Genomic DNA, 21,089 nt, shown 5'->3' with positions numbered 1-21,089 from the left:
TCACAGCAATTCACAGACACGAGGTTTCCGCCCATGACGATCACCGACGTCGCCCCCTACACCATCGGCCCCGTGACCTGCGCCCCCGGCGAGCGCGCCCAGGGTCTGATCCCGGTCGGCGCCCACTCCTACGGAGTCCAGCTCGGCATCCCGCTGCTCGTCGTCAACGGCACCGCCCCCGGCCCGGTGCTGTGCGTGGACGGTGGTGTCCACGGCGACGAGTACGAGGGCATGGAGGCCGTCCGCCGCGTCGTCGCCACCACCGACCCCACCACCCTGCGCGGCACCCTCGTCGGCATCCCGTGCGTGAACACCCCGGCCTTCGAAGCCGGAGCCCGCACCAGCGGCCTCGACCACGCCAACCTCAACCGCATCTTCCCCGGCGACGCGGACGGCTCGTACTCGCTGCGGCTCGCCGCCACCTTCGTCGACCAGGTCATCCCCGCCATCGACGCCCTCGTGGACCTGCACACCGGCGGCACCTTCGGGGAGATCGCCCCGCTGACCATCGTCCAGGGCGGTTACGAGGAGCTGGCCACCCCCATCGGCCTCGCCGCCGGACACGAGCTGATCTGGAAGGGCGGCTCCTGGGGCGGTACGGCCCGGCTGTCCACCCTGCAGGCGGGCAAGCCCGCCATCACCATCGAGGCGGGCGGCGGTACGTACCGCGAGGAGACCGTGGACCTCCACGTCGGCTCGGTCCGCAACATCATGCGCCAACTGGGCATGACCGAGGGCGAGTCCGAACGGCGCACCGGCTACACGGCGGTGAGCGGCACCTTCGCCCGCTCGGCGGACGGCGGCTTCTTCCTCGGCCACGCCGCGCCCGGCGAGCAGTGCAAGGAGGGCGATCTGATCGGCACCGTCACCGACCACTACGGCACCGTGCTGGAGGAGGTGCGCGCCCCGCAGGACGGCATCGTGCTGTGGGTGCGCCGGCTCCGTACCGTACGCCCCGGCGACGAGGTGGTCATCTTCGGCGCCGTGGAGGGGGAGATCCGGCCATGACGGCGGAGCCCGAAACGGGTCGCGCCACCGATGGGCCCATGAGCGATGAGCCCATCACCGGTGAGCCTGTCACCGAACTGCTCATCGACGGCAAGCCCGCGCTCGCCGCGGACGGCGCCAGCTTCACCGTCCTCGACCCGGCCCACGGCACCCCGATCGCCCAGGTGGCGAAGGCGGGTCCGGCCGATGTGGACCGTGCGGTGGCGGCCGCCCGGAGCGCCCTGGAGGCCGCCGACTGGGCGCGGCTGCGCCCCGCCGACCGGGGCAGGCTGCTGTTCCGCATCGCCTCCGAGATCCGGGCCCGGGCCGCCGCCCTGGCCCGGCTGGAATCGCTGGACGTGGGCAAGCCGCTGAGCCAGGCGCGGGCCGATGTGGAGGCCGCCGCCCGCTACTTCGAGTTCTACGCGGGCGTCGCCGACAAGCTGGGCGGTACGACCGTGCCGCTCGGACCGGGGCTGCTCGACTACACCGTGCGGGAGCCGATCGGGGTCTCCGGGCAGATCATCCCGTTCAACTACCCGCTCCAGAACACCGCCCGGGGCAGCGCCCCCGCCCTCGCGGCGGGCTGCACGGTGGTGCTCAAGCCGTCCCCGGAGGCGCCCCTGACGCCGTTGGAGATCGGTCGCATCGCCCTGGAGTGCGGGCTGCCGCCCGGGGTGCTCAATGTGGTGCCGGGGGACGGCGAGACGGGCGCGGCCCTCTCCGGACACCCCGGAATCGACCAGATCACCTTCACCGGCTCGGTGGCCACCGGGATCTCGGTGGCCCGGAGCGCGGCCGCCAATGTGGTGCCCTCGGTGGTCGAGCTGGGCGGCAAGTCCCCGAGCGTGGTGTTCGCCGACGCGGACGTGGACCTGGCGCTGGGCGCGGTGGCGGGCTCGGTGTTCGGCAACGCCGGGCAGACCTGTTCGGCCGGTACCCGGCTGCTGCTGCAGCGCGGCGACGGATTCGCCGAGGAGTTCACCGCCCGGCTCGTCGCCCACGCCGCGTCGCTGCGGCTGGGGCCGGGCCCGGCCGACCCGGACCTGGGGCCGCTGGTCTCCGCCCGGCAGCGCGACCGGGTCGAGGGCTATCTGCGGCTGGCCCGCGAGGAGGGCGCCGTGGTCCGTACCGGTGGCGGCCGCCCGGCCGATCCGGCGCTCGCCGACGGGTACTTCATCGAGCCGACCGTGCTCACCGGGCTCACCAATGACACCCGCACCGCCCAGGAGGAGATCTTCGGCCCGGTCATCACCGTCATCGAATTCGACGACGCGGCGGACGCGCTCGCCCTCGCCAACGACACCCCGTACGGCCTGTCCTCGTACGTATGGACCCGCGACATGAACACGGCGCTGCGGCTCGCCGACGGCATCCGGGCCGGGCAGGTCAACATCAACGCGGTGGGCGTGGGCACCGGAGTGGAGCTGCCCTTCGGCGGCTACAAACACAGCGGCTGGGGACGCGAGAAGGGCCTGGCCGCCCTGGACAGCTACACCCAGCTGAAGAACGTGTGCGTCGGCTTCGGCGCGGGCCCGGCGGCGGGGGAGGGCTGATGCGCTACCGGCAGCTTGGCGACACCGGGCCACGCGTCTCGGTGGTGGGCCTCGGCGGCAACAACTTCGGCTCACGGCTGGACGAGGACGCCACCCGGGCCGTCGTCGACGCCGCGCTGGACGCGGGCATCACCCTCTTCGACACCGCCGACACCTACGGCGGATACGGCGGGGGCGGCGGCCAGGCGGGCGACAGCGAACGGCTGCTCGGCGCGGCCCTCAAGGGCCGTCGCGAGCGCGTGGTGCTGGCCACCAAGTTCGGCATGGCCATGGGACCGGAGTACGACCGCTTCGGCCCGCGCGGCTCGCGGGCGTACATCCGGCACGCCGTGGAAAGGTCGATGCGGCGGCTCGGCACCGACTACATCGACCTGTACCAGTACCACGAGCCGGACGGCGTCACCCCGGTCGCCGAGACCGCCGCCGCGCTGGATGAGCTGGTGGCCGAGGGCGTGGTGCGCCACTACGGCTGTTCCAACATGACCGGGCCGCAGCTGGTGGCCGGGTTCGTCTCCACCCAGGTCCGCTACCACCTGCTGGACCGCACCGCCGAAACCGGGCTGGCCCCCGCCGCCGCCCGGCTGGGCACCGCGCTGCTGCCGTACTATCCGCTGGCCAACGGCCTGCTCAGCGGCAAGTACCGGCGCGGCGAACCACCGCCGCCGGGCAGCAGGCTGTCCTGGCGGGAGGGGTGGCTGACAGAGGCGGCCCTCGACCGGGTCGAGGCGCTGACGGCGTACGGCGCCGAGCGCGGCCAGCCGCTGCTGCGGGTGGCGGTCGGCGGGCTCGCCGCACTCCCCGGGGTGGGCTCCGTGATCTGCGGAGCGATGACCCCGGACCAGGCCACCGCCAACGCGGCGGCCGCCGAATGGATACCGGACGCGGCCGATCTGGCCGCCCTCGACGACATCGTGGCCCCCGGCGAGCGGGTGGTCTGACCCCCATGACAACCAGTGAGGTGGAGAACATGCGCCAGGTAGTGACCTTCGACGCCTATGGCACCCTCGTCGATTTCGAACTCGTCCCCGCGACCCTGAAGACGCTGCGGGACCGGCTCGATATGGACGGGCTCGATGTGGACGTCTTCCTCGACAACTTCCGGGTGATGCGCTTCCAGGCGGTCCTGGAGGCGTACCGCCCCTACGACGAGGTGCTGCACTCCAGCCTGGAGAAGGCGATGCGGCTGCACGGACTGGAGTTCCGCACCTCCGACGGCGACGCCCTGGTGGAGGCCGTGGCCGGGTTCGGGCCCTTCCCCGAGGTGCCGGAGGCGCTGCGGGCCCTGAAGTCCCGCTATGAGATCGCCATCATCTCCAACACCGACGACGATCTGATCGCCCAGAACATCGCGCGCGTCGGCGTGGACTTCGACCATGTGATCACGGCCCAGCAGGCCGGGGCGTACAAGCCGTCCCGGCAGACCTTCGAGTACGCGTACAAGACCATCGGCGTCGACCCGTCCCAGGTCATCCACACCGCCCAGGGCTGGGAGTACGACCTGATCCCCACCCGTGACCTGGGGCTGGCCCGCCGGGTGTGGATCAACCGGTTCGGCCGCCGGGGCAGCACCGCCTACCAGCCCTACGACGAGCTTTCCGACCTGTCCGGCCTGCCCGCCCTGCTGGGTTGCTAGGAGCACCACATGAAGCAGATCCCGTACTGGCTCGACACCGCCCCGCCGTTTCCGGACCGCTCGGGCAAGGAACTGCCGGACGCGGTGGACGTGGCGGTGATCGGCGGTGGCCTCACCGGGCTCTCCACCGCCCTGCACACCGCCCGCAAGGGCGCCGAGGTCCTGCTCGTGGAGAAGGACAAGATCGGCTCCGGCGCCTCGGGGCGCAACGGCAGCATGTGCACCCAGGGCATCACCATCTCCACCGGCGAGGCGCGCAAGCGCTACGGCCAGCCGCGCGCCCGCGAGCTGTACGACGCGTTCCGCGAGGCGGTCGACGTCGTCGAGGAGCTGACGGAGAAGGAGGGCATCGACTGCGACTTCAGCCGGTGCGGCCGCCTCGGGGTGGCGTACAAGCCCGAGCACTTCGAGCAGAAGAAGGCCCAACAGCGCGATCTGGCCGAGAACTTCGGCCATGACACGGTACTGCTGAGCCCGGGCGAGCTGCGCGCGGAACTCGGCTCGGACTACTACCACGGCGCGCTGCTGGATCCGCTCAGCGCGGGACTGCACGTCGGCAAATACGTGCACGGCCTCGCGGACGCCGCCGAGCGGGCCGGGGCGCGGATCCACGAGCGCAACGCCGCCACCGCCGTGACCCGCTCCCCGGACGGCACCTTCCTGGTGGAGACGTTGCACGGCACGGTCCGCGCCAAGCAGGTGATGGCCGCCACCGACGCGTACACCGACCGGTCGCTGCCGTGGTTCCGCAAGCGGCTGGTGTCCGTCGGCAGCTTCGTCATCGTCACCGAGCCACTGGGCGAGGAGCTGGCCCGGGAGGTCATCCCGAAGGCCCGGCTGGTGGTCGACTCCAAGAACATCGGCCACTACATCCGGCTCACCCCCGACCACCGCCTCGCCTTCGGCGGCCGGGCCCGCTTCGCCCCCTCCGACCCGGCCTCGGACCGCCGCAGCGGGGCGGTGCTGAAGCGCGAAATGGCGGAGATATTCCCGCAGTTGAGCAACGTGCGCATCGACTACGTGTGGGGCGGGAGCGTCGGTTTCTCCTACGACCGCATCCCGCACGCGGGCCAGGCCGGGGGCGTGTACTACTCCATGGGCTACTGCGGCCACGGCGTCCAGATGGCCACGTACATGGGCCGCGCCATGGCCGAGGTGATGGACGGCCACCCGGAGGCCAATCCGCTGCGCGGCATCGGCTTCCCGAAGATCCCGGTGCCCTTCTACAACGGGACGGCCTGGTTTCTGCCCTTCGCCGGGGCGTACTACAAGGCCAAGGACCGGCTCACGTAAGACCCCGGGCACCCCGCCGCAGCCGGGCACCCCGCCGGAGCCGTGCGCCCGGCGGGGTCAGCCGTCCTCGGGGAGGTACGGCCCGGCGAGGGTGACCTGGGCCCGCTCCAGGGCGAGGGCCAGTTCACCGCTGGGCGGCCCCTCGCTGACCAGCACGTCGATGCGGCTGAGCGGGCAGATCAGGGCCAGCGCCCGGCGCTCGAACTTGGCGGTGTCCGCCAGCACCACGACCCGGGACGCGGAGTCCATCATCTCCTGGATCATCTGGGCCTCCGGGATGTTGGACACCGATAGCCCGGACGCGCTGACCCCGCCCACCGCGATGAGGGCGGTGTCCGCGCTCACCCCGGCGGTGTCGGGGAAGCGGATCGGGCCGATGGTGACCAGCGCGGTGGTCCGGCAGCCGCCGCCGAGGACGAACAGATCGCGCAGGGCCTGCGCCGGGACCATCCCCGGGACCCGCAGATTGTTGGTGACGATCGTCAGCCCCCGGTGGCCGCCGAGCGCGGCCACCGCCGAGAGCACCGTGGTGCCGCCGTTGACGAGCAGGGTCTCGTCGTCCCGCACCAGCCGGGCGGCGGCAGCCCCGATGGCGTCCTTGGCCTCCCGGCGCTCGTTCATCCGGTCCGCCACCGGGCTGTCCGCCGTGGCCAGCTCGCCGCCCGGCACCGCCCCGCCGTGGGTGCGCGCCACCAGGCCGCGCGCCGCGAGATGGTCCAGGTCGCGCCGTACGGTGTCCACCGAGACGGCGAACTCCTTCGCCAGCTCCCCGATGGTGGCCTGGCCGCGCTGCTGGATGAAGGCGGTGAGGTCGGCCCGGCGGCGCGCGGGCAGGTTCGCCGCCCGGGTGCCCTCTGCTGACGTCATCGTGTGGTCCCCCTTCATCGGTGGTGCCCTTCCTCATGCTGCGCAACACCGCAGATTCTCGCACCTTACCGCAAGAAGCTGCAGCACGACCCTTGACCGGTGGAGATGGCCGCCGTAGCTTGCAGCAAAGAGCCGCATAAACCAGCGCTTCTTTGTACGTCTTTCTGCGTACCCCTCTGTGTGTCGCGTCAAGGGAGTCGCCGTGGAGCCACACCCACCCACCCGTCCCGAGCCACCGTGGACCCGCCGCCGGGCGCTCTCCACCGGCTCCGCAGCCCTCGGCGCGCTCGCCGCCACGCCCTTGCTCACCGCGTGCGGTGGCGGTGAGGCGGCCCGGCGGGTGGCCGGCGGTGGCGGACGGCGGACCGAACTCACCTTCGCCTGCGCGGCGTTCACCGGTGGCGCGGCCGGAATGCAGTCGTTCGCCGACCGCTACAACACCGCCCAGAGCCGGTACCGGGTGACCGTCCGCAACCTGCCACCGCCCAGCTCCAGCACCGAATGCCATCAGCAGCTCACCCAGCTGCTGGCCCGCAAGGACGGCACGGTCGACGTCTTCGCGCAGGACGTGGTGTGGATCGCCGAGCTGGCCGACGCGGGCTGGGTCCACCCCCTGGACCAGGATGTCTCCGCGGCCCTGCGCCGCTCCTTCTTCCCCGGTGTGGTCGACGCGTGCACCTATCAGGGCCGACTCGTCGCCCTGCCCTGGTACGTGGACGCGGGCGGTCTCTACTACCGCACCGACCTGATGCGCGCGCTCGGCCGCAAGCCGCCGACCGAATGGCACGAACTCGCCGACATCGCCGCCGAGATGCAGCACCGCCGGGTGCCCATGGGCTACCTGTGGCAGGCCAAGCAGGCCGAGATCCTGCTCTGCGACCTGGTCGAGTTCATCGCCTCCAACCGCGGCCACATCCTCGACCCCTCGGGCGCGGTCCGGGTGGACAGCCCCGCATGCGTCGAGGCCGTCCAGTTCATGCGCGACCTGGTGTACCGCTACAAGGTCAGCCCGTCCGAGGTGTTCTCGTGGGACGAGGAGCCCAGCCGCCGCCCCTTCACCGCGGGCCGGGTCGGGATGATGCGGCACTGGAGCTATGTCTACGGCGTCTCCCAGAACCCGGACCAGTCCAAGGTCGTCGGCAAGGTCGACGTCGCCCCGCTGCCCCGTTTCCCCGGCGGCACGTCCTCCTCCTGCCTCGGCGGCTACCAGCTCGGCGTCGCGGCGGGATCCCGCAACAAGGAAGGTGCCATGGACTTCCTGCACTGGCTCGCCGGCACCGAGGCACAGCTCGCCTTCGCGCTCGACTTCGGCAACGCCCCCTCCCGCGTCTCGGTCTACGACGAGAAGAAGCTGGCCAAGGGCCAGCCCGCGATGGTCAAGCTGAAGGAGGCGTTCGGCAACGGCGTGCCCCGCCCGGTCACCCCGCACTACTCCCGGGTCAGCCTCGCCCTCCAGTCCGCGGTCTCCCGCGCCCTGGTCTACGGCGATGTGCGCGGCACCCTACGCTCCGCCCGGCGCGACCTGGAGGCGATCGTCTGATGGGCCACCTCGCCTTCTTCCACAGAACGCCCGGACACACCCCGCTGCGCGGCAAGCACCGCGCGCCCTCCCTGGAGCAGCCGCAGCTCACGCCCGGCCCCGAGGACCCCGAAGGCCCGCGCCGCCGTGCCCCGGGCCGCGTCCCGCCGCGCGCGTCCTCGTCCGCGGGCCCGCGCCTGATGGGCATCGTCCTGCTGGCGCCCGCGCTCGCCGCCGTCCTGGCCGTCTCCCTCTACCCGGTGCTGCGCACCCTGTGGCTCTCCCTGCACGACGCCGGGTTCTCCAGCGGCTCGCACTTCACCGGCACCGCCAACCTCTCCCGGCTGCTCGGCGACGACCTGTTCTGGAACGCCTGGTGGCGCACGGTGGCCTTCGCCTTCGGCACCACCCTGGTCGAGACCGCGCTCGGCATCGGCTTCGCCCTCGTACTGCACCAGTCCTTCCGCGGCCGGGGCTGGGCCCGCGCCGCCGTCCTCATCCCGTGGGCCATCCCCACCGTCGTCACCTCGCGGATGTTCGGCTGGATCTTCGACGGGCAGTCCGGTGTCGCCAACTACCTGCTGACCCGCCTCCACCTGACCGACGGCTACGTCAACTTCCTCGGCGATCCGCACACCGCCCTGGCCACCATCGGGCTCGCCGACGTCTGGAAGACCACCCCGTTCATGGCCCTGCTGGTGCTCGCCGCGCTGCAGACCGTGCCGAAGGAACTGGGCGAGTCCGCGAAGATCGACGGCGCCTCGCCCTGGTGTACCTTCCGCTCCGTCACCCTGCCGGTGATCGCGCCCGCCCTGCTGATCGCCGCCCTCATCCGGATCCTCGACGCCTTCCGGGTCTTCGACCTGCCGTACGTCCTCACCGGCGGCGGACCGGCCGACTCCACCGAGACGCTGTCCACCTTCGGCTACAAGACCCTCTTCTCCGGCCTCGAACTGGGCTACGGCTCGATGATCGCCACCGCCGCCTTCCTCACCGAAGTGCTCATCGCCGCGGGCTTCGCCTACTGCCTGAGCCGGCGCTACCGCGCCCTGGAGGGCTGAGCCATGACCGCGATTCCCGCGCCCGTCCCCGCCGTGCCCGCCGCCCTCCGGGCCCGTCGCCGGGCGCTCACCCGCCGGATGCTGTTCCGGCTGGCCGTCACCGCCGTCGTCGTCTGGTCCCTGGCACCGTTCCTGTGGCAGCTCAGCACCTCGTTCCAGCGGGACCGCGACCTGTCCTCGGTCACCCCGCACTGGCTGCCCGTCCCCGGCACGCTGGAGCACTACCGGGCCGTCTTCACCGACTACGAGTTCGGCAAGTACCTGGTCAACAGCGTCATCGTCACGGTGACCGCGACCGCGATCGGGCTGCTGCTGGCGGCCCTGGCCACCTACGCGCTCGCCCGGCTGCCGGTGCCCGGCAAGGGCGTGGTGCTCGCCGTCGTCCTCGGCCTGTCGATGTTCCCGCAGATCTCGATCGTGGTTCCGCTCTACCTGGTGCTCAACGCGCTCGGGCTGCTCGACACCTATACGGGTCTGTCCGGTTCGTACGTGGGGCTCGCCCTGCCGCTGATGATCTTCGTTCTGTACGCGCACTTCCGGTCCCTGCCCACTCAGCTGGACGAGGCCGCGGCCATCGACGGCGCGGGACTGCTGCGCACCCTGCGCAGCGTGATCCTGCCGCTCGCGCTGCCCGGGATCGCGGCCGCCGGAATGCTCGGTTTCATCACCAACTGGAACGAGTTCATGCTCGCGCTGGCCTTCACGTCCTCGCCCGAGCACCAGACCGTGCCGGTCGGCATCGCGGGCTTCCAGTCCCAGTACTTCGTTCCCTGGGGCGACATGGCCGCCGCGTCCGTCGTGGTCACCCTGCCGCTGGTGCTGATCGTCATGGCCTTCCAGCGCCGCATCGTCGCGGGCATCACCTCCGGGGCGGTGAAGGAGTGACCGCCCGCACCGGCCTCTCCGTCCCGCGCGTCGTCGCCCGCGACGAGCTGTGGGCCGAGCGGTACCGCGCGCTGGCCGACCGGGTCCGCGCCCGGGCCCGGCAGGCCGCACCCGTGCTGGCCGGATTCAGTGCCTGTGTCGACCACGTCCGCCGGATGGACCCGGACCGGATGGCCGCCCTCGCCGCCCAGGCCACCGCGCCCGGACCCGCCGGTGAGGTCGCCACCGAGGTCATCGGCCGCATCCGTGACGGACGCGGCGGCGAGATCGCCGTACCGTGGCCCGGCGGCACCGACTGGGTGGGCACGCTGCTCGGCGCACCCGACCGGGTGCAGCTCGGCGGCACCGGGCCGCAGGCCGCCTGGGCACTCGCCGTGCTCGGCGCGCCCGGCGTCGTCCCGCTGGCCGACCGCAGCGCCGAGCAGCTCGCGGTGCTCCACCCCGACGTGACGCTGTGCACGGCCGAGGGAACCGCCCCGGCCGGGCGGCTGACCGGCGCGGAGGCGCCCGTGCCCCGGCCGGGCGGGGCGAAACAACCGCACAGCGTCCTGGAGTTCGCCGCGGGCACCCCCGCCCCCGGGCTGCCCGGCGGGCTGCCCCGCTCGTCCCGGATCATCCTGCGGTTCGCGGACGACGGGATCGAGCGCGACGAGTGGTTCGCAGCCCGCTCCGGCGAACTGGTCCGTACCGCCGCGGCCGGGCTGCTGTCCGGCATGAACGGGCTGCCCGAGGACGGCACCGGGCCCGCCGACCGGGCCTGGCTCACCGAGGTCGTCCGCACCTGGCGGGACGGCGGACTGCCGCTGCTCCACCTCGAACTCGCGGAGTTCACCAGCGTCCGGGCCCTGCGCGCGGGATGCGAGGAGTACGCCCCGCTGGCCGACTCCGTCGGCATGAGCCTGTCCGAACTCGCCGCGCTCGCCGGTCCCTCGGCCCGCACCTCACCCGCCACCGCGGCGGCCCACTTCGCCACCGCGTACCGCCTGGACCGGGTGTGCGTCCACGCGGACGGCTGGGTGCTCGCCGTCCACCGCGGCGACCCCACCGAACAGCGGACCGCGCTGATGACGGGCAGCCTGCTCGCCGCCGCGCGGGCCGCGCGCGGCGCCCCCGCCGCCGACCTGGAGCCGCCACCGGCGGCCGACTACACCGAGGACCGCCCGGCTGACGGGCCGCTGGGGGAGGGGCTGCGGGCGGATTGCGTCCCCGCGCCTCACCTCAGCCGCCCCGTGGCCACCATCGGCCTCGGTGACACGTTCGTGGGCGGGCTGCTGCTCGCCCGCTCGCTCCACTCCGGCTGTGACCCGACCCGTATCCGAAAGGACCCCGATGACCACGCCTGACCTGACCACCGACCCGGGCAAGCTGCGCGGACTGACCCGTGTGACCAGCGAGGACGGCTTCTTCCTGATCTGCGCCCTCGACCATCTCTCGGACTTCGCCGAACTGCTCGCCCCGGACCCCTCCACGGTGGGCTTCGCGGACGTGGTCCGGGCGAAGGACGCCGTCATCCGCGCGGTCGCGCCCAGCGTGACCGCCGTACTCCTCGACGCCCACTACGGCATCGGCCACCTCACCGCGAGCGGCGCCCTGCCGCGTGACGTCGGCCTGATGGCCAGCATCGAGGACGAGGACTACCGCATCCCCGAGGGTCCGCGCCGCACCCGGCACCGCGAGGGCTGGTCCACCCGGCAGATCAAGCTGGCCGGGACCGATGTGGCCAAACTGCTGTGGTGGTACCGCCCGGACGGCGACCCGGCCACCGCCGAACACCAGCGTCAGGTGGTACGCGACCTGGTGGCCGAGTGCGCGGAGCTGAGCCTGCCGCTGGTCGTCGAGCCCATCTGGTACCCGCTGCCCGGTGAGGACCCGTCCTCGGCGGAGTGGAAGGAGCGCCGCGTCGCGGGCATCATCCAGTCGGCCGTGGACGCGGACCGGCTCGGGGTCGACATGCTCAAGGTCGAGTTCCCCGGCTACGTCGACACCGAGCAGGGCCGCGCGGCGGCCACCACGGCGTGCAAGGAGTTGGACTCCTCGGTGCGCGTCCCGTGGGTGATCCTCTCGGCGGGCGTCGGCTACGAGGACTTCCGTACCCAGGTGCGGATCTCCGCGCAGGCCGGGGCGTGCGGCTATCTGGCGGGCCGGTCGATCTGGCGCGACGCCGTCTCCACCCACGACCCGGCCGAGCGCGCCCGGGGCATCGAGCAGGCCCGCGGGCGGCTGGACGAGCTGAACGCGGTCATCCGCGAACACGGCCGCCCGTTCCTGCCGGGCCGCTCCCTGGACCAGGCGCTGGACCGCCTGCCCGAGGGCTGGTTCCACACCTGGCACCCGGCCGTCTGACGCCCCGTCGTGCGCGCTTGAGGGGCCGCCTTCCGGCCGGTGCCCGGGCCCGCCGCCCGCCGGAAGGGGCCCCGCTCGCTGGGTTCCCGGGCTCGGTGCGGGAGGTGGCTCCCGTAAGGGCGTCCCGAATGCGCGCTGCCCGGCTTCCGGGCTCGGTCCGGGAGGGGCCCCGCGCGGGTGACCCGATCGCACGCAGCCCTGGCTACGGCCAAGAGGCGGCCCCGCTCGCCGCGTGGCCGGGCTCGTCCGGCGCTTTCCCGGGCCCCGGCGGGGCTCACCACGCTGCCCGGCGGCGTCCGGCTGGCCGAGGCCGTGGCCGCCGATCCGGTGGCCTGGCTGGGGTCGGAGCACGCGGCGGCGTACGGGGCCGACACCGGGCTGTTGGTCAAGCTGCTGGACGCCGGTCAGCGGCTGCCCCTGCACACCCACCCCGACCGCGCGTTCGCCCGTGCCCACCTCGGCAGCGCGCACGGCAAGACCGAGGCGTGGTACGTCCCGGACGCCGCCCCCGGCGCCGAGGTCCGGATGGGCTTCGCCCGCGACGTCACCGCCCGTGAACTGGCCGGATGGGTCGCGGCCGGTGACGCGGGCGCGATGCTGGACGCCGTCCACCGGGTGCCGGTCGCCCCCGGCGACGCGCTGCTGTGCCCGGCGGGGATGCCCCACGCGATCGGGGGCGGGGTGCTGCTGGTGGAACTCCAGGAGCCGACCGACTTCTCCGTGCTGCTGGAGTGGGAGGGGTTCGCGGTCGACGGCGCCGCCGAGGGTCATCTCGGCCTCGGCTTCGACCTGGCGCTCGGCGGAGTCGACCGCCGGGGTCTGTCCGCCGCCGCGCTGGACCGGCTGCGCGGACCGGGTGCGGCGGCCGGTACCGGGAGCGTGCTCCCGCCGGACGCCGACCCGTACTTCCGCGCCGAGCTGTGCCGGGGCGAACCGCCGACGACGCTGGACGCGGGCTTCTCGGTGCTGGTCTGCCTCACCGGCGCCGGGACGCTGACCTGCGCGTCCGGGCCCCCGCTTGAGGTGGCGGAGGGGCAGACCGTCCTCCTTCCGTACGCGGCCGGGCCCACCCGGCTGTCCGGCCCGCTGACCGCCCTGCGCTGCCGCCCACCCGCGCCCGGGCGCTGATTCCCCCGCTGATTCCCACCGGGGAAAACAGTCTCTTCAATCAGTTGCTTTATTTAATTCACGTGTTTTAACGTGGCCTCCACAGCTCAGCACGATCGAGTGAGGAGGCCCCCGTGGCCGGTGCCCAGGGCAGGACCGCGCACACAGACCGCGCCGCCGAGACGCGCGAGGCCATCATGGCCGCGGCGGAACGGCTCTACGCCGAACACGGGCTGGTCGCGGTGTCCAACCGGCAGATCAGTGAGGCGGCCGGGCAGGGAAACGTCGCCGCGGTCGGCTACCACTTCGGCACCCGGGCGGACCTGGTGCGCGCCATCATGCGCAAGCACTCCGCGGCCATCGACGCCATCCGGCAGCGGATGGTGGACGAGACCCGCGGCAGCAGCGAGGTACGGGACTGGGCCGCCTGCCTGGTGCGGCCCGCCCCCGAGCACCTGGCCACCCTGGGCGTCCCCTCCTGGCACGCCCGGTTCGCCGTCCAGGTGATGACCGACCCCGTGCTGCGCGCGATCGTCACCGAAGAGGCCCTCACCCGGCAGCCGCTGCGGGAAATCCTCCAGGGGCTGGGCGGCTGCCTCGGCTTCCTGTCCGCCGAGACACGGGCCGAACGCGGCGACATGGCCCGCCAGTTGATCACCCATACCTGCGCCGAGCGCGAGCGCGCCCTCGCCGACGGGACCAGTACGCGACAGCCGTCCTGGGAGGACACGGCCGCCGCGCTGACCGATGCCATCACCGGGCTGCTCCTGGCCCCCGTCACACCCCGTACGCCCCCTCGTTCCACCTCCAGAAAGAACCAGACATGAAGATCACCGTTGATGAAGCGAAGTGCTGCGCCGCAGGTCAGTGCGTGCTGATCGCGCCCGAGGTGTTCGACCAGCGCGACGAGGACGGCATCGTGGTCCTGCTCGACGCCGAGCCCGCCGAGGAGCACCACGCCGCGGTCCGCGAGGCCGCGGGCGTCTGCCCGACCCTCGCGATAGACCTGAGCGGCACCTCATGAACGAGCCCTCCGGCGTGCTGGTGGCCGGTGCCTCCGCCGCGGGGCTCGGCACCGCCGAGTCCCTGCGGCGCAAGGGCTACCGGGGAAGGGTCACGGTGCTGGGCGCCGAACCGCACGCGCCCTACGACCGGCCGCCGCTGTCCAAGCAGGTGCTCGCCGGTGACTGGGCGCCCGAGCGGGCCCGGCTGCGAGCCCCGGAAGCCCCGGACGCGCTGGACGCCGAGTTCCTTCTCGGCGCCCCGGCCGTCGCCCTGGACGCCACGGCGCGCACCGTCCGTACCGCGTCCGGGCGCGTCCTGACGGCGGACGCCGTGGTCATCGCCACCGGGGTGCGGCCCCGGACGCTGCCCGGGCAGGACGGCCTGGCCGGAGTCCATGTGCTGCGGTCGCTGGACGACGCGGCGGCGCTGCGGGCCGACCTGCTGACCGCGACCCGGGCCGTGGTCGTCGGCGACGGGGTGCTCGGCGCCGAGATCGCGGCCACCGCGCGCACCATGGGCGTGGACGTCACCTTGGCCGGGCCCCAACCGGCCCCGATGGCAGCCCAGTTGGGGCCCCGCATGGCGGAGTTGCTCGCCGCGGTCCACGCCGAACAGGGCGTGGCGCTGCGGCTCGGCACCGCGGTCTGTGGCCTCACGGGCCACGGGGGCAGGGTCAGTGGCGTACGGCTGGCCGGTGGCGAGGTGCTGCCCGCCGACGTGGCCGTGATCGCGGTCGGCGCCGTACCCGAGACCGGCTGGCTCACCGGCAGCGGCCTGACCCTGGACAACGGGGTGGTGTGCGACGCGTACTGCCGGGCCGCGGACGGGATCTACGCCGTGGGCGACGTGGCGCGCTGGCACCACACGGGTCTCGGAGCCCTGCTGCGGCTGGAGAACCGGACCAACGCCGTGGAGCAGGCGGCCGCCGTCGCCGGGAACATCCTCGGCGAGGAGAAGCCGTACACGCCCGTTCCGTACTTCTGGACCGACCAGTTCGACGCCAGGATCCATGTTCACGGGCGGCCGTCGCCCGACGCCGAGGTGACCGTCGTGGAGGGCGCGGTGGAGGACCGCCGGTTCGTCGCCCAGTACCGCCGTCAGGGCCGGGTCACCGGCGTCCTCGGCTGGAACATGCCCAAGCAGACCCGACTGCACCGTCAGGCCCTGCTGACCGAGCCGCCCGCGACGGCGCTCGCCGTCGGCGCCTGACCACCGTCCCTGAGTACGCCCCGGCCACCCCTGAACGCCCACCGGAGGAAGACCATGACCACCGCACCCGTGGCCGACGACGCGTCGGCCGAGATCCCCCGATTCCCCCAGCCGCGGGCCGCCGCCTGCCCCTTCGACCCGTCCCCGGAGTTGCGCGGCCTCGCCCAGTGGGGCCCGCTGACCCGCGTCCGGTCCTGGGGCGACAGCACCCCCTGGGTGGTGACCAGCCACGCCGAGCAGAGGGCGCTGCTCGCCGACCCCCGGCTGAGCGCGGACTTCTCACACCCCGGCTTCCCGAGCCCCGTCGACCACTCGGGCGGCGAACACGGCGCCACCGACCTGAGCTTCGTCGGCATGGACGATCCTGAGCACGCCCGGCTGCGCCGCATGGTCAGCGGCGCGTTCACCATCAAACGGGTCGAGGCGATGCGCCCGGTCGTGCAGGAGATGGTGGACGACTTCATCACCCGCATGCTGGCCGGGCCGAAACCCGCCGACCTGGTCCAGGCCCTCGCCCTGCCGGTCCCGTCCCTGGTCATCTCCGAACTGCTCGGCGTCCCCTACGAGGACCACGAGTTCTTCCAGGCCAACAGCAAGGTTCTCGTCTCCGCCGTGGCCACGCCCCAGGAGCGGCAGGCCGCCCACGGCAATCTGGGCGGCTATCTGGAACAGCTCGTGGACGCCAAGCTCGCCGAGTCCGGCGACGATCTGCTCTCCAGCCTCGGCAAACAGATCAAGGCCGGTGAGCTGACCCGCCGCGAAGCGGTCGCGATGGGCGTGCTGCTGCTCCTCGGCGGGCACGAGACCACCGCCAACATGATCACCATGGGCACACTGCTGCTGCTCGAACACCCCGATCAGCTCGCCCGGGTCCGTGACACCGACGACCCCAAGGTGATCGCCGCCGCGGTGGAGGAACTGCTGCGCTACCTCAGCGTCGTCCACCTCGGACGCCGCCGGACGGCACTGGAGGACATCAAGGTCGCGGGCAAGACCATCCGGGCCGGTGAGGGTGTGATCCTGCTCGGCGAACTCGCCAACCGGGACCCGTCCGTGTTCCCCGACCCGGACCGGCTGGACATCGCCCGTGACGCCCGCAGCCACCAGGCCTTCGGGGCGGGCACCCACCACTGCCTCGGCCAGCCGCTGGCCCGCATGGAACTCCAGGTGGTCTACCCGGCCCTGCTGCGCCGCATCCCCACGCTGCGCCTGGCGACGGAGCTGGAGAAGGTGCCCTTCAAGTACGACGCGGTGATCTACGGAGTCCATCAACTCCCCGTCACCTGGTAGCTGTTCAGCCGTTCAGATTCAGGCTCCGGGGGTGCGCAGCGGCGGCACGGCCGGAACCTCCGGCGCGGCGCTGATGTCCTCCGGCGTCATCATGAACGCCTCGGGGTAGGCGTCGCGCCGGGTGCGGCGGGCGGGTTCGCTGGTGCGCCACATGTAGAGGCACCGCCCGCACCGCAGCACCTCCCAGACGCCGGGGACGGGCGAGCTGAAGATGTGCTCGATCGTCTCGTGGGCGCAGCGCGGGCACAGGGGAGTCTGGCGCGGGGGAGTGGTGTCGGACATTTCGGTCCTTCCATGAGGTGGGTGGCGGTGGTGGTTCAGCGGGCGGCGGCGAGCTTCTGCAGCCGGGTCAGCCACTCGGCGGCCTCCGGCAGATCGCGCACCTGCGTGCCGTAGTTGCCGCGGTTGTCGGGGGAGACAGGGGTGGTGGCGTCGATGACGAGCTTGTCCGTGATGCCGGGCGTACGGGCCTGCGGGGCCAGTTCGAGCACCGGGAGGCCCGGCACCTGGACCAGGTCGCCGTCCGGGTTCATCTTGGTGGACAGCGCCCACATCACCTGCGGCAGGTTGAACGGGTCGACGTCTTCGTCCACCACGATCACGGTGGCGGCGTAGCCGAGCCCGTGCGGGGTGGTCAGCACCCGCATGCCGACGGCCTTGGCGAAACCGCCGTACCGCTTCTTGGTGGACACGATGACGACCAGCCCATGGGTGTACATCGCGTTGACCGCCTGGACCTCCGGGAAGTCCCGGGTGAGCTGCTTGTACAGCGGCACACAGGTGTTGGCGGCGATCAGGTAGTCCACCTCGGTCCACGGTATGCCGAGGTAGAGGTGTTCGAAGACCGGGTTCGTCCGGTACGAGATCCGGTCGATGCGGATGACCGGCATGCTGCGGCCGCCGGAGTAGTGTCCGGTGAACTCGCCGAACGGGCCCTCGATCTCCCGCTTGCGGCCCTCGATGACCCCTTCGATGACCACTTCGCTGCCCCACGGCACGGGCAGCCCGGTGAGCGGGGCCGTCGCGAGCGGGGCGGGGGCGCCGCGCAGGGCACCGGCCAGCTCGTACTCGTTCTGGTCGTACTCCATGGGGGTGGAGGCGACGATGGAGATGACCGGTTCGTTGCCGAGCGTGATGGCCACAGGCAGGTCTTCACCGCGCTCTTCGGCGGTGTTCAGGTGCTGTGCGATGTCGTGCATCGGCACCGGCTGGATCGCGAGCGACCGCTTGCCCTTGACCTCGATGCGGTAGATGCCGACGTTCTGCTTGCCGCTGTGCTCGGGGTCGGCGGGATCCTTGGAGACGACCGCGGCCTTGTCGATGTAGAAGCCGCCGTCCCCGTCGTTGAGCCGGATCAGCGGCAGCACCCGGAAGATGTCGGCGTCCTCGCCCTCCAGGGTGTTCTCGGCCCACAGCGGGTCCGCGCGCCACTCCGGGGCGACCGGGAAGGTGTCCCACCGGCGGATGAACTCCTCGACCTGCTCCTTGGTGCTGGTCTCCTTGGGCAGGCCGAGGGCGAGCGCGTGATTGGCCCAGGAGCCGTGCACATTGAGCGCGATGCGCGCGTCGGTGAAGCCGGTGACGTTGTCGAAGTACAGCGCGGGGGCGTGGTCGCCCAGCCGCGGTGCGGCGTTGGCGGCGGCGGCGATGTCCGGCTCCGGCATCACCTCGTCGGGGACGCGCAGCAGCTGGCCCTCCTTTTCGAGGGCGTTCAGGAAGCCGCGGAGGTCGTCGTAGGCCATGGGAACTCCTTTCGGGACGGTGCGCGGGGATTCAGCGCGCGGCGCGCATGCCCGCCCAGCGCTTGGCGGCGGGCGCGGGCAGGTCGAACTGGTCGAGCAGCCGGGCGGTGATGTGGTCGACGATGTCGTCCACCGACCGCGGATGGTTGTAGAAGGCGGGCATGGGCGGCACCATCCGCACCCCCATCCGGGACAGCGCGAGCATGTTCTCCAGGTGGATGTCGCTGAGCGGGGTCTCGCGCGGCAGCAGGACGAGCCTGCGCCGCTCCTTGAGGACCACATCGGCGGCCCGGGCGACCAGCCCTTCGGCGTAGCCCGCGCGGATCCCGGCGAGTGTCTTCATCGAGCAGGGCGCGATGATCATGCCGTCGGTCCGGAAGGAACCGGAGGAGATCGTGGCGCCCTGGTTCTCGGGGGAGTGCGTCTCGTCGGCGAGCGCGGCCACCTCACGGGCGGACCGGCCGGTCTCCAGCTCGATCGTGGTCCGGGCCCAGCGGCTGAGCACCAGGTGGGTTTCCACGTCGGGCAGTTCGGCCAGCGCCTCCAGCAGCCGGATGCCGAACACGGCACCCGTTGCTCCTGTCATGCCCACGATCAGTCGCACGGTGGCACGCTCCCTCGATTCGTCCGGTGGCGGGAATGAGACGGATGACTCTTTCGGTCAGCGGCCGTCGGTGAGTCATCGTGTCCGCACTCCACGCTAGATTCGGAGCAGGCCACTCCAGCCGTACAGCGAGGACGCGCTATGGACAGAAACGGACACACTGAGGTCACCGAGGTTCCGTTCCGGGCCTCCGTGGGCGCACCGCCGGGAGCGGCGGTGCTGGACTTTCCCGGCCTGCTGGCCCGCGCCCGCAGCCATGACCTCGATGTCTCCGCGCCGATGCGGCTCACCTTCCACCAGCTGATCACCGTGCGCTCCGGGGTGCTCCGCTGCTCGGTGGACTTCACCGAGCACGAGCTGACCGAGGGCAGCTGGATGTGGGTGCGGCCCGGGCAGATCCACCAGTTCCACACCGGTCTCACCGCCGCCGAGGGCGCCGTCGTGCTCTTCCCGCCCGGCTATCTGGACGCCGCCACTGCCACGGCCGCCCGGCTGGACCGGCACACCCGGCAGCTCCCGCTGGTCCCCGAGGGCCCCGCCGCCCACGCCGTACGCGGCGTCCTGGACCTGCTGGAGAGCGAGTACCGGGCGATGGCCGGCCCCCTGGAGGCGCACATCGAGGCGGTGCGCCATCTGGTGGCCGTGCTCGTGCTGCGGCTGGCCCATCTGCCGGGCGCGGACGGTGGCGGCGACGCGGGCAGCGAGGCGTTCCGGCGGTTCCGGCGGGCGGTGGAGCGCGACTTCGCTCATGCGCACCGGGTGGAGGACTACGCCGCGCAGCTCGGCTACAGCGTCCGCACCCTGACCCGGGCCACCCGCGCCGCCGCCGGATGCGGGGCCAAGCGGTTCATCGACGACCGGGTGCTGCTGGAGGCGAAGCGGCTGCTGGTGCACACCGACCTGTCCGCCACCGCCATCGGGGAGCGGCTCGGCTTCCCGGACGCCACCGTCTTCACCAAGTTCTTCCGCCGCCGGGCGGGCGAGACCCCGGCGGGCTTCCGGGTCCGTGCCTCGGGCGCCGGAGGCACGAATGCCTCCCATCGATATACTTGACGGTAATAACCGCGTCCGGGGGTCCTTTCTCGATGAGAAGGGAGATCACTTCCCATGGACCTCACCACCATCTCCGAAGTGATACGGCGACCGTCCTCCCGACCAGGCGCCGAATGGCGCCGCTTCGACTCCATCGCCCATCTGCAAGCGTGGATGAACGGCGCGACCCGGCAGAGCTTCCTCAACAGCGGTCGCGAGTACTTCGACGGTCCCGGAACCCAGCAGGTCATCAGCGGCGGCACCCGGCCCGCCGATCCGCTGGTGACCGTGGTGGTCACCCACCGCGTCCACCCGGACCACGTCGACGGCTTTCTCGACTGGCAGCGCCATCTGAACCAGGAGGAAAGCAAGTTCGAAGGATTTCGCGGCACCGAACTCTTCCGCCCCATCGAGGGGCTTCAGGACGAATGGATCACGCTGTACCGGTTCGACAACGCCGAGCACCTCGATGCCTGGCTGACGTCGGCGAAGCGGCGTGAAGTCCTCGCGGAGGGCGAGAAGTTCCAGGACTTCGAACTGCGCACGATCGACAACTCGTTCGGCAGCTGGTTCGCCTTCGAGGAGAACGGCAAGGAAGCGCCGCCGCCCTCCGAGACCAAAACCTCCATCGCGGTGTGGGTCGGCCTGTACCCGACCGTGGTGCTGCTGACCCTCGCCCTGTCCCCGCTGCACCTGCCGCTCTGGCTCGGGCTGCTGGTGGGGAACCTGCTGTCGAGCTTCATCATGAGCTTCCTCACGATGCCCTACTACGTGAACCGGCTGCTCAAGCGGTGGCTGCGACCGTCGCCGGACCAGCCGGAGGCGAAGACCAACCTCATCGGCCTCGGCATCGTCACCGCGGTGACCGTGTTCTGGGCCGTGGTGTTCTACGTCGTGACGACCCAGATCTGGACCCTGCCCTGCCCCGGCGCTCCGGGCTCACCGCCGTGAGCCCG

The 21,089-nt window shown here is 72.2% G+C and carries 21 protein-coding genes; 17 read left to right on the top strand and 4 right to left on the bottom strand.

The window, feature by feature from the left end; genetic code table 11:
* The first annotated feature begins 33 nt into the window (after nt 1-33).
* From ACZ6CL_RS29365 to ACZ6CL_RS29345, 5 genes are read left to right on the top strand one after another with little or no spacing between them, the layout of a single operon-like run.
* Nucleotides 34-1,008 (top strand): succinylglutamate desuccinylase/aspartoacylase family protein, encoded by a 975-nt coding sequence (locus ACZ6CL_RS29365; protein WP_468940879.1) that lies wholly within the window; start codon nt 34-36, stop codon nt 1,006-1,008.
* Between the two features lie 38 nt (nt 1,009-1,046).
* Nucleotides 1,047-2,543, top strand: a complete 1,497-nt coding sequence (locus ACZ6CL_RS29360; protein ID WP_468940876.1) for an aldehyde dehydrogenase family protein — start codon at nt 1,047-1,049, stop codon at nt 2,541-2,543.
* Nucleotides 2,543-3,481: an aldo/keto reductase gene (locus ACZ6CL_RS29355; protein ID WP_468940873.1), complete on the top strand. Its 939-nt coding sequence runs from the start codon at nt 2,543-2,545 to the stop codon at nt 3,479-3,481. The genes ACZ6CL_RS29360 and ACZ6CL_RS29355 overlap by 1 nt, the downstream gene beginning before the upstream one ends.
* A 29-nt stretch (nt 3,482-3,510) precedes the next feature.
* A complete protein-coding gene (locus tag ACZ6CL_RS29350; RefSeq protein ID WP_468941019.1) occupies nt 3,511-4,176 on the top strand; it encodes a haloacid dehalogenase type II in 666 nt (221 codons plus the stop codon).
* Between the two features lie 9 nt (nt 4,177-4,185).
* Nucleotides 4,186-5,469 carry an NAD(P)/FAD-dependent oxidoreductase gene (locus ACZ6CL_RS29345; RefSeq protein WP_468940872.1) on the top strand — a complete coding sequence of 428 codons (1,284 nt, stop codon included), beginning with the start codon at nt 4,186-4,188 and terminating at the stop codon, nt 5,467-5,469.
* Nucleotides 5,470-5,526: 57 nt separating this feature from the next.
* Here the strand turns inward: ACZ6CL_RS29345 and ACZ6CL_RS29340 are convergent, their stop codons facing one another.
* Entirely contained in the window at nt 5,527-6,336 is an 810-nt protein-coding gene (locus ACZ6CL_RS29340; RefSeq protein WP_468940869.1) for a DeoR/GlpR family DNA-binding transcription regulator, read from the bottom strand.
* A 202-nt stretch (nt 6,337-6,538) separates the two neighbouring features.
* Between ACZ6CL_RS29340 and ACZ6CL_RS29335 the strand changes: the two genes are divergently transcribed.
* The 10 genes from ACZ6CL_RS29335 (at nt 6,539) to ACZ6CL_RS29290 (ending at nt 16,755) form a co-directional block, all read left to right on the top strand.
* Complete coding sequence (locus tag ACZ6CL_RS29335; RefSeq protein ID WP_468940866.1) at nt 6,539-7,876, top strand: ABC transporter substrate-binding protein; 1,338 nt, start codon at nt 6,539-6,541, stop codon at nt 7,874-7,876.
* Nucleotides 7,876-8,916, top strand: a complete 1,041-nt coding sequence (locus ACZ6CL_RS29330) for a carbohydrate ABC transporter permease (RefSeq protein ID WP_468940865.1) — start codon at nt 7,876-7,878, stop codon at nt 8,914-8,916. The genes ACZ6CL_RS29335 and ACZ6CL_RS29330 overlap by 1 nt, the downstream gene beginning before the upstream one ends.
* A 3-nt stretch (nt 8,917-8,919) precedes the next feature.
* A complete protein-coding gene (locus tag ACZ6CL_RS29325; RefSeq protein WP_468940863.1) occupies nt 8,920-9,801 on the top strand; it encodes a carbohydrate ABC transporter permease in 882 nt (293 codons plus the stop codon).
* A complete protein-coding gene (locus tag ACZ6CL_RS29320; protein WP_468940860.1) occupies nt 9,798-11,144 on the top strand; it encodes an ADP-dependent glucokinase/phosphofructokinase in 1,347 nt (448 codons plus the stop codon). Before ACZ6CL_RS29325 ends, ACZ6CL_RS29320 begins: the two co-directional genes overlap by 4 nt.
* Nucleotides 11,131-12,144, top strand: coding sequence for a tagatose 1,6-diphosphate aldolase (locus tag ACZ6CL_RS29315; protein ID WP_468940858.1), 1,014 nt, complete (start codon nt 11,131-11,133; stop codon nt 12,142-12,144). Before ACZ6CL_RS29320 ends, ACZ6CL_RS29315 begins: the two co-directional genes overlap by 14 nt.
* A gap of 177 nt (nt 12,145-12,321) precedes the next feature.
* Complete coding sequence (locus ACZ6CL_RS29310) at nt 12,322-13,272, top strand: class I mannose-6-phosphate isomerase (RefSeq protein ID WP_468940856.1); 951 nt, start codon at nt 12,322-12,324, stop codon at nt 13,270-13,272.
* 113 nt (nt 13,273-13,385) lie between these two features.
* The gene (locus ACZ6CL_RS29305; protein ID WP_468940853.1) at nt 13,386-14,078 is read left to right on the top strand and encodes a TetR/AcrR family transcriptional regulator; all 693 of its coding nucleotides are present in this window, start codon (nt 13,386-13,388) and stop codon (nt 14,076-14,078) included.
* On the top strand, nt 14,075-14,275 hold the full coding sequence (locus ACZ6CL_RS29300) for a ferredoxin (RefSeq protein ID WP_450884103.1): 201 nt from the start codon (nt 14,075-14,077) through the stop codon (nt 14,273-14,275). Before ACZ6CL_RS29305 ends, ACZ6CL_RS29300 begins: the two co-directional genes overlap by 4 nt.
* Nucleotides 14,272-15,465, top strand: a complete 1,194-nt coding sequence (locus ACZ6CL_RS29295; RefSeq protein WP_468940851.1) for an NAD(P)/FAD-dependent oxidoreductase — start codon at nt 14,272-14,274, stop codon at nt 15,463-15,465. The genes ACZ6CL_RS29300 and ACZ6CL_RS29295 overlap by 4 nt, the downstream gene beginning before the upstream one ends.
* A 54-nt stretch (nt 15,466-15,519) precedes the next feature.
* Entirely contained in the window at nt 15,520-16,755 is a 1,236-nt protein-coding gene (locus ACZ6CL_RS29290; protein ID WP_468940848.1) for a cytochrome P450, read from the top strand.
* Nucleotides 16,756-16,773: 18 nt separating this feature from the next.
* On the opposite strand, the gene ACZ6CL_RS29285 is transcribed toward ACZ6CL_RS29290, so the two are convergent.
* The 3 genes from ACZ6CL_RS29285 to ACZ6CL_RS29275 are packed head-to-tail and all read right to left on the bottom strand — an operon-like array spanning nt 16,774 to nt 19,101.
* Nucleotides 16,774-17,037, bottom strand: coding sequence for a non-oxidative hydroxyarylic acid decarboxylases subunit D (locus ACZ6CL_RS29285; RefSeq protein WP_468940845.1), 264 nt, complete (start codon nt 17,035-17,037; stop codon nt 16,774-16,776).
* Nucleotides 17,038-17,072: 35 nt separating this feature from the next.
* Complete coding sequence (locus ACZ6CL_RS29280) at nt 17,073-18,497, bottom strand: non-oxidative hydroxyarylic acid decarboxylases subunit C (RefSeq protein WP_468940842.1); 1,425 nt, start codon at nt 18,495-18,497, stop codon at nt 17,073-17,075.
* Between the two features lie 31 nt (nt 18,498-18,528).
* Entirely contained in the window at nt 18,529-19,101 is a 573-nt protein-coding gene (locus ACZ6CL_RS29275; protein ID WP_468940839.1) for a non-oxidative hydroxyarylic acid decarboxylases subunit B, read from the bottom strand.
* Between the two features lie 141 nt (nt 19,102-19,242).
* On the opposite strand from ACZ6CL_RS29275, the gene ACZ6CL_RS29270 reads away from it, so the two are divergent.
* Together ACZ6CL_RS29270 and ACZ6CL_RS29265 are read left to right on the top strand one after the other, a co-directional pair.
* Nucleotides 19,243-20,154 carry a helix-turn-helix transcriptional regulator gene (locus ACZ6CL_RS29270; protein WP_468940836.1) on the top strand — a complete coding sequence of 304 codons (912 nt, stop codon included), beginning with the start codon at nt 19,243-19,245 and terminating at the stop codon, nt 20,152-20,154.
* Nucleotides 20,155-20,208: 54 nt separating this feature from the next.
* Nucleotides 20,209-21,084, top strand: coding sequence for an antibiotic biosynthesis monooxygenase (locus ACZ6CL_RS29265; RefSeq protein WP_468940834.1), 876 nt, complete (start codon nt 20,209-20,211; stop codon nt 21,082-21,084).
* The last annotated feature ends 5 nt before the right edge of the window (nt 21,085-21,089 follow it).

Source organism: Streptomyces sp. NPDC041200, from assembly GCF_055591805.1.
Note: the sequence above shows the minus strand (reverse complement) of the source record. Positions and strands in the feature narration are given on the sequence as shown.

Coding starts and splice junctions, on each gene's coding strand:
- ACZ6CL_RS29365 (WP_468940879.1), top strand. CDS start 34: ATGACGATCACCGACGTCGCCCCCTACACCATCGGCCCCGTGACCTGC.
- ACZ6CL_RS29360 (WP_468940876.1), top strand. CDS start 1,047: ATGAGCGATGAGCCCATCACCGGTGAGCCTGTCACCGAACTGCTCATC.
- ACZ6CL_RS29355 (WP_468940873.1), top strand. CDS start 2,543: ATGCGCTACCGGCAGCTTGGCGACACCGGGCCACGCGTCTCGGTGGTG.
- ACZ6CL_RS29350 (WP_468941019.1), top strand. CDS start 3,511: ATGCGCCAGGTAGTGACCTTCGACGCCTATGGCACCCTCGTCGATTTC.
- ACZ6CL_RS29345 (WP_468940872.1), top strand. CDS start 4,186: ATGAAGCAGATCCCGTACTGGCTCGACACCGCCCCGCCGTTTCCGGAC.
- ACZ6CL_RS29340 (WP_468940869.1), bottom strand. CDS start 6,336: ATGACGTCAGCAGAGGGCACCCGGGCGGCGAACCTGCCCGCGCGCCGC.
- ACZ6CL_RS29330 (WP_468940865.1), top strand. CDS start 7,876: ATGGGCCACCTCGCCTTCTTCCACAGAACGCCCGGACACACCCCGCTG.
- ACZ6CL_RS29325 (WP_468940863.1), top strand. CDS start 8,920: ATGACCGCGATTCCCGCGCCCGTCCCCGCCGTGCCCGCCGCCCTCCGG.
- ACZ6CL_RS29315 (WP_468940858.1), top strand. CDS start 11,131: ATGACCACGCCTGACCTGACCACCGACCCGGGCAAGCTGCGCGGACTG.
- ACZ6CL_RS29300 (WP_450884103.1), top strand. CDS start 14,075: ATGAAGATCACCGTTGATGAAGCGAAGTGCTGCGCCGCAGGTCAGTGC.
- ACZ6CL_RS29295 (WP_468940851.1), top strand. CDS start 14,272: ATGAACGAGCCCTCCGGCGTGCTGGTGGCCGGTGCCTCCGCCGCGGGG.
- ACZ6CL_RS29290 (WP_468940848.1), top strand. CDS start 15,520: ATGACCACCGCACCCGTGGCCGACGACGCGTCGGCCGAGATCCCCCGA.
- ACZ6CL_RS29285 (WP_468940845.1), bottom strand. CDS start 17,037: ATGTCCGACACCACTCCCCCGCGCCAGACTCCCCTGTGCCCGCGCTGC.
- ACZ6CL_RS29280 (WP_468940842.1), bottom strand. CDS start 18,497: ATGGCCTACGACGACCTCCGCGGCTTCCTGAACGCCCTCGAAAAGGAG.
- ACZ6CL_RS29270 (WP_468940836.1), top strand. CDS start 19,243: ATGGACAGAAACGGACACACTGAGGTCACCGAGGTTCCGTTCCGGGCC.
- ACZ6CL_RS29265 (WP_468940834.1), top strand. CDS start 20,209: ATGGACCTCACCACCATCTCCGAAGTGATACGGCGACCGTCCTCCCGA.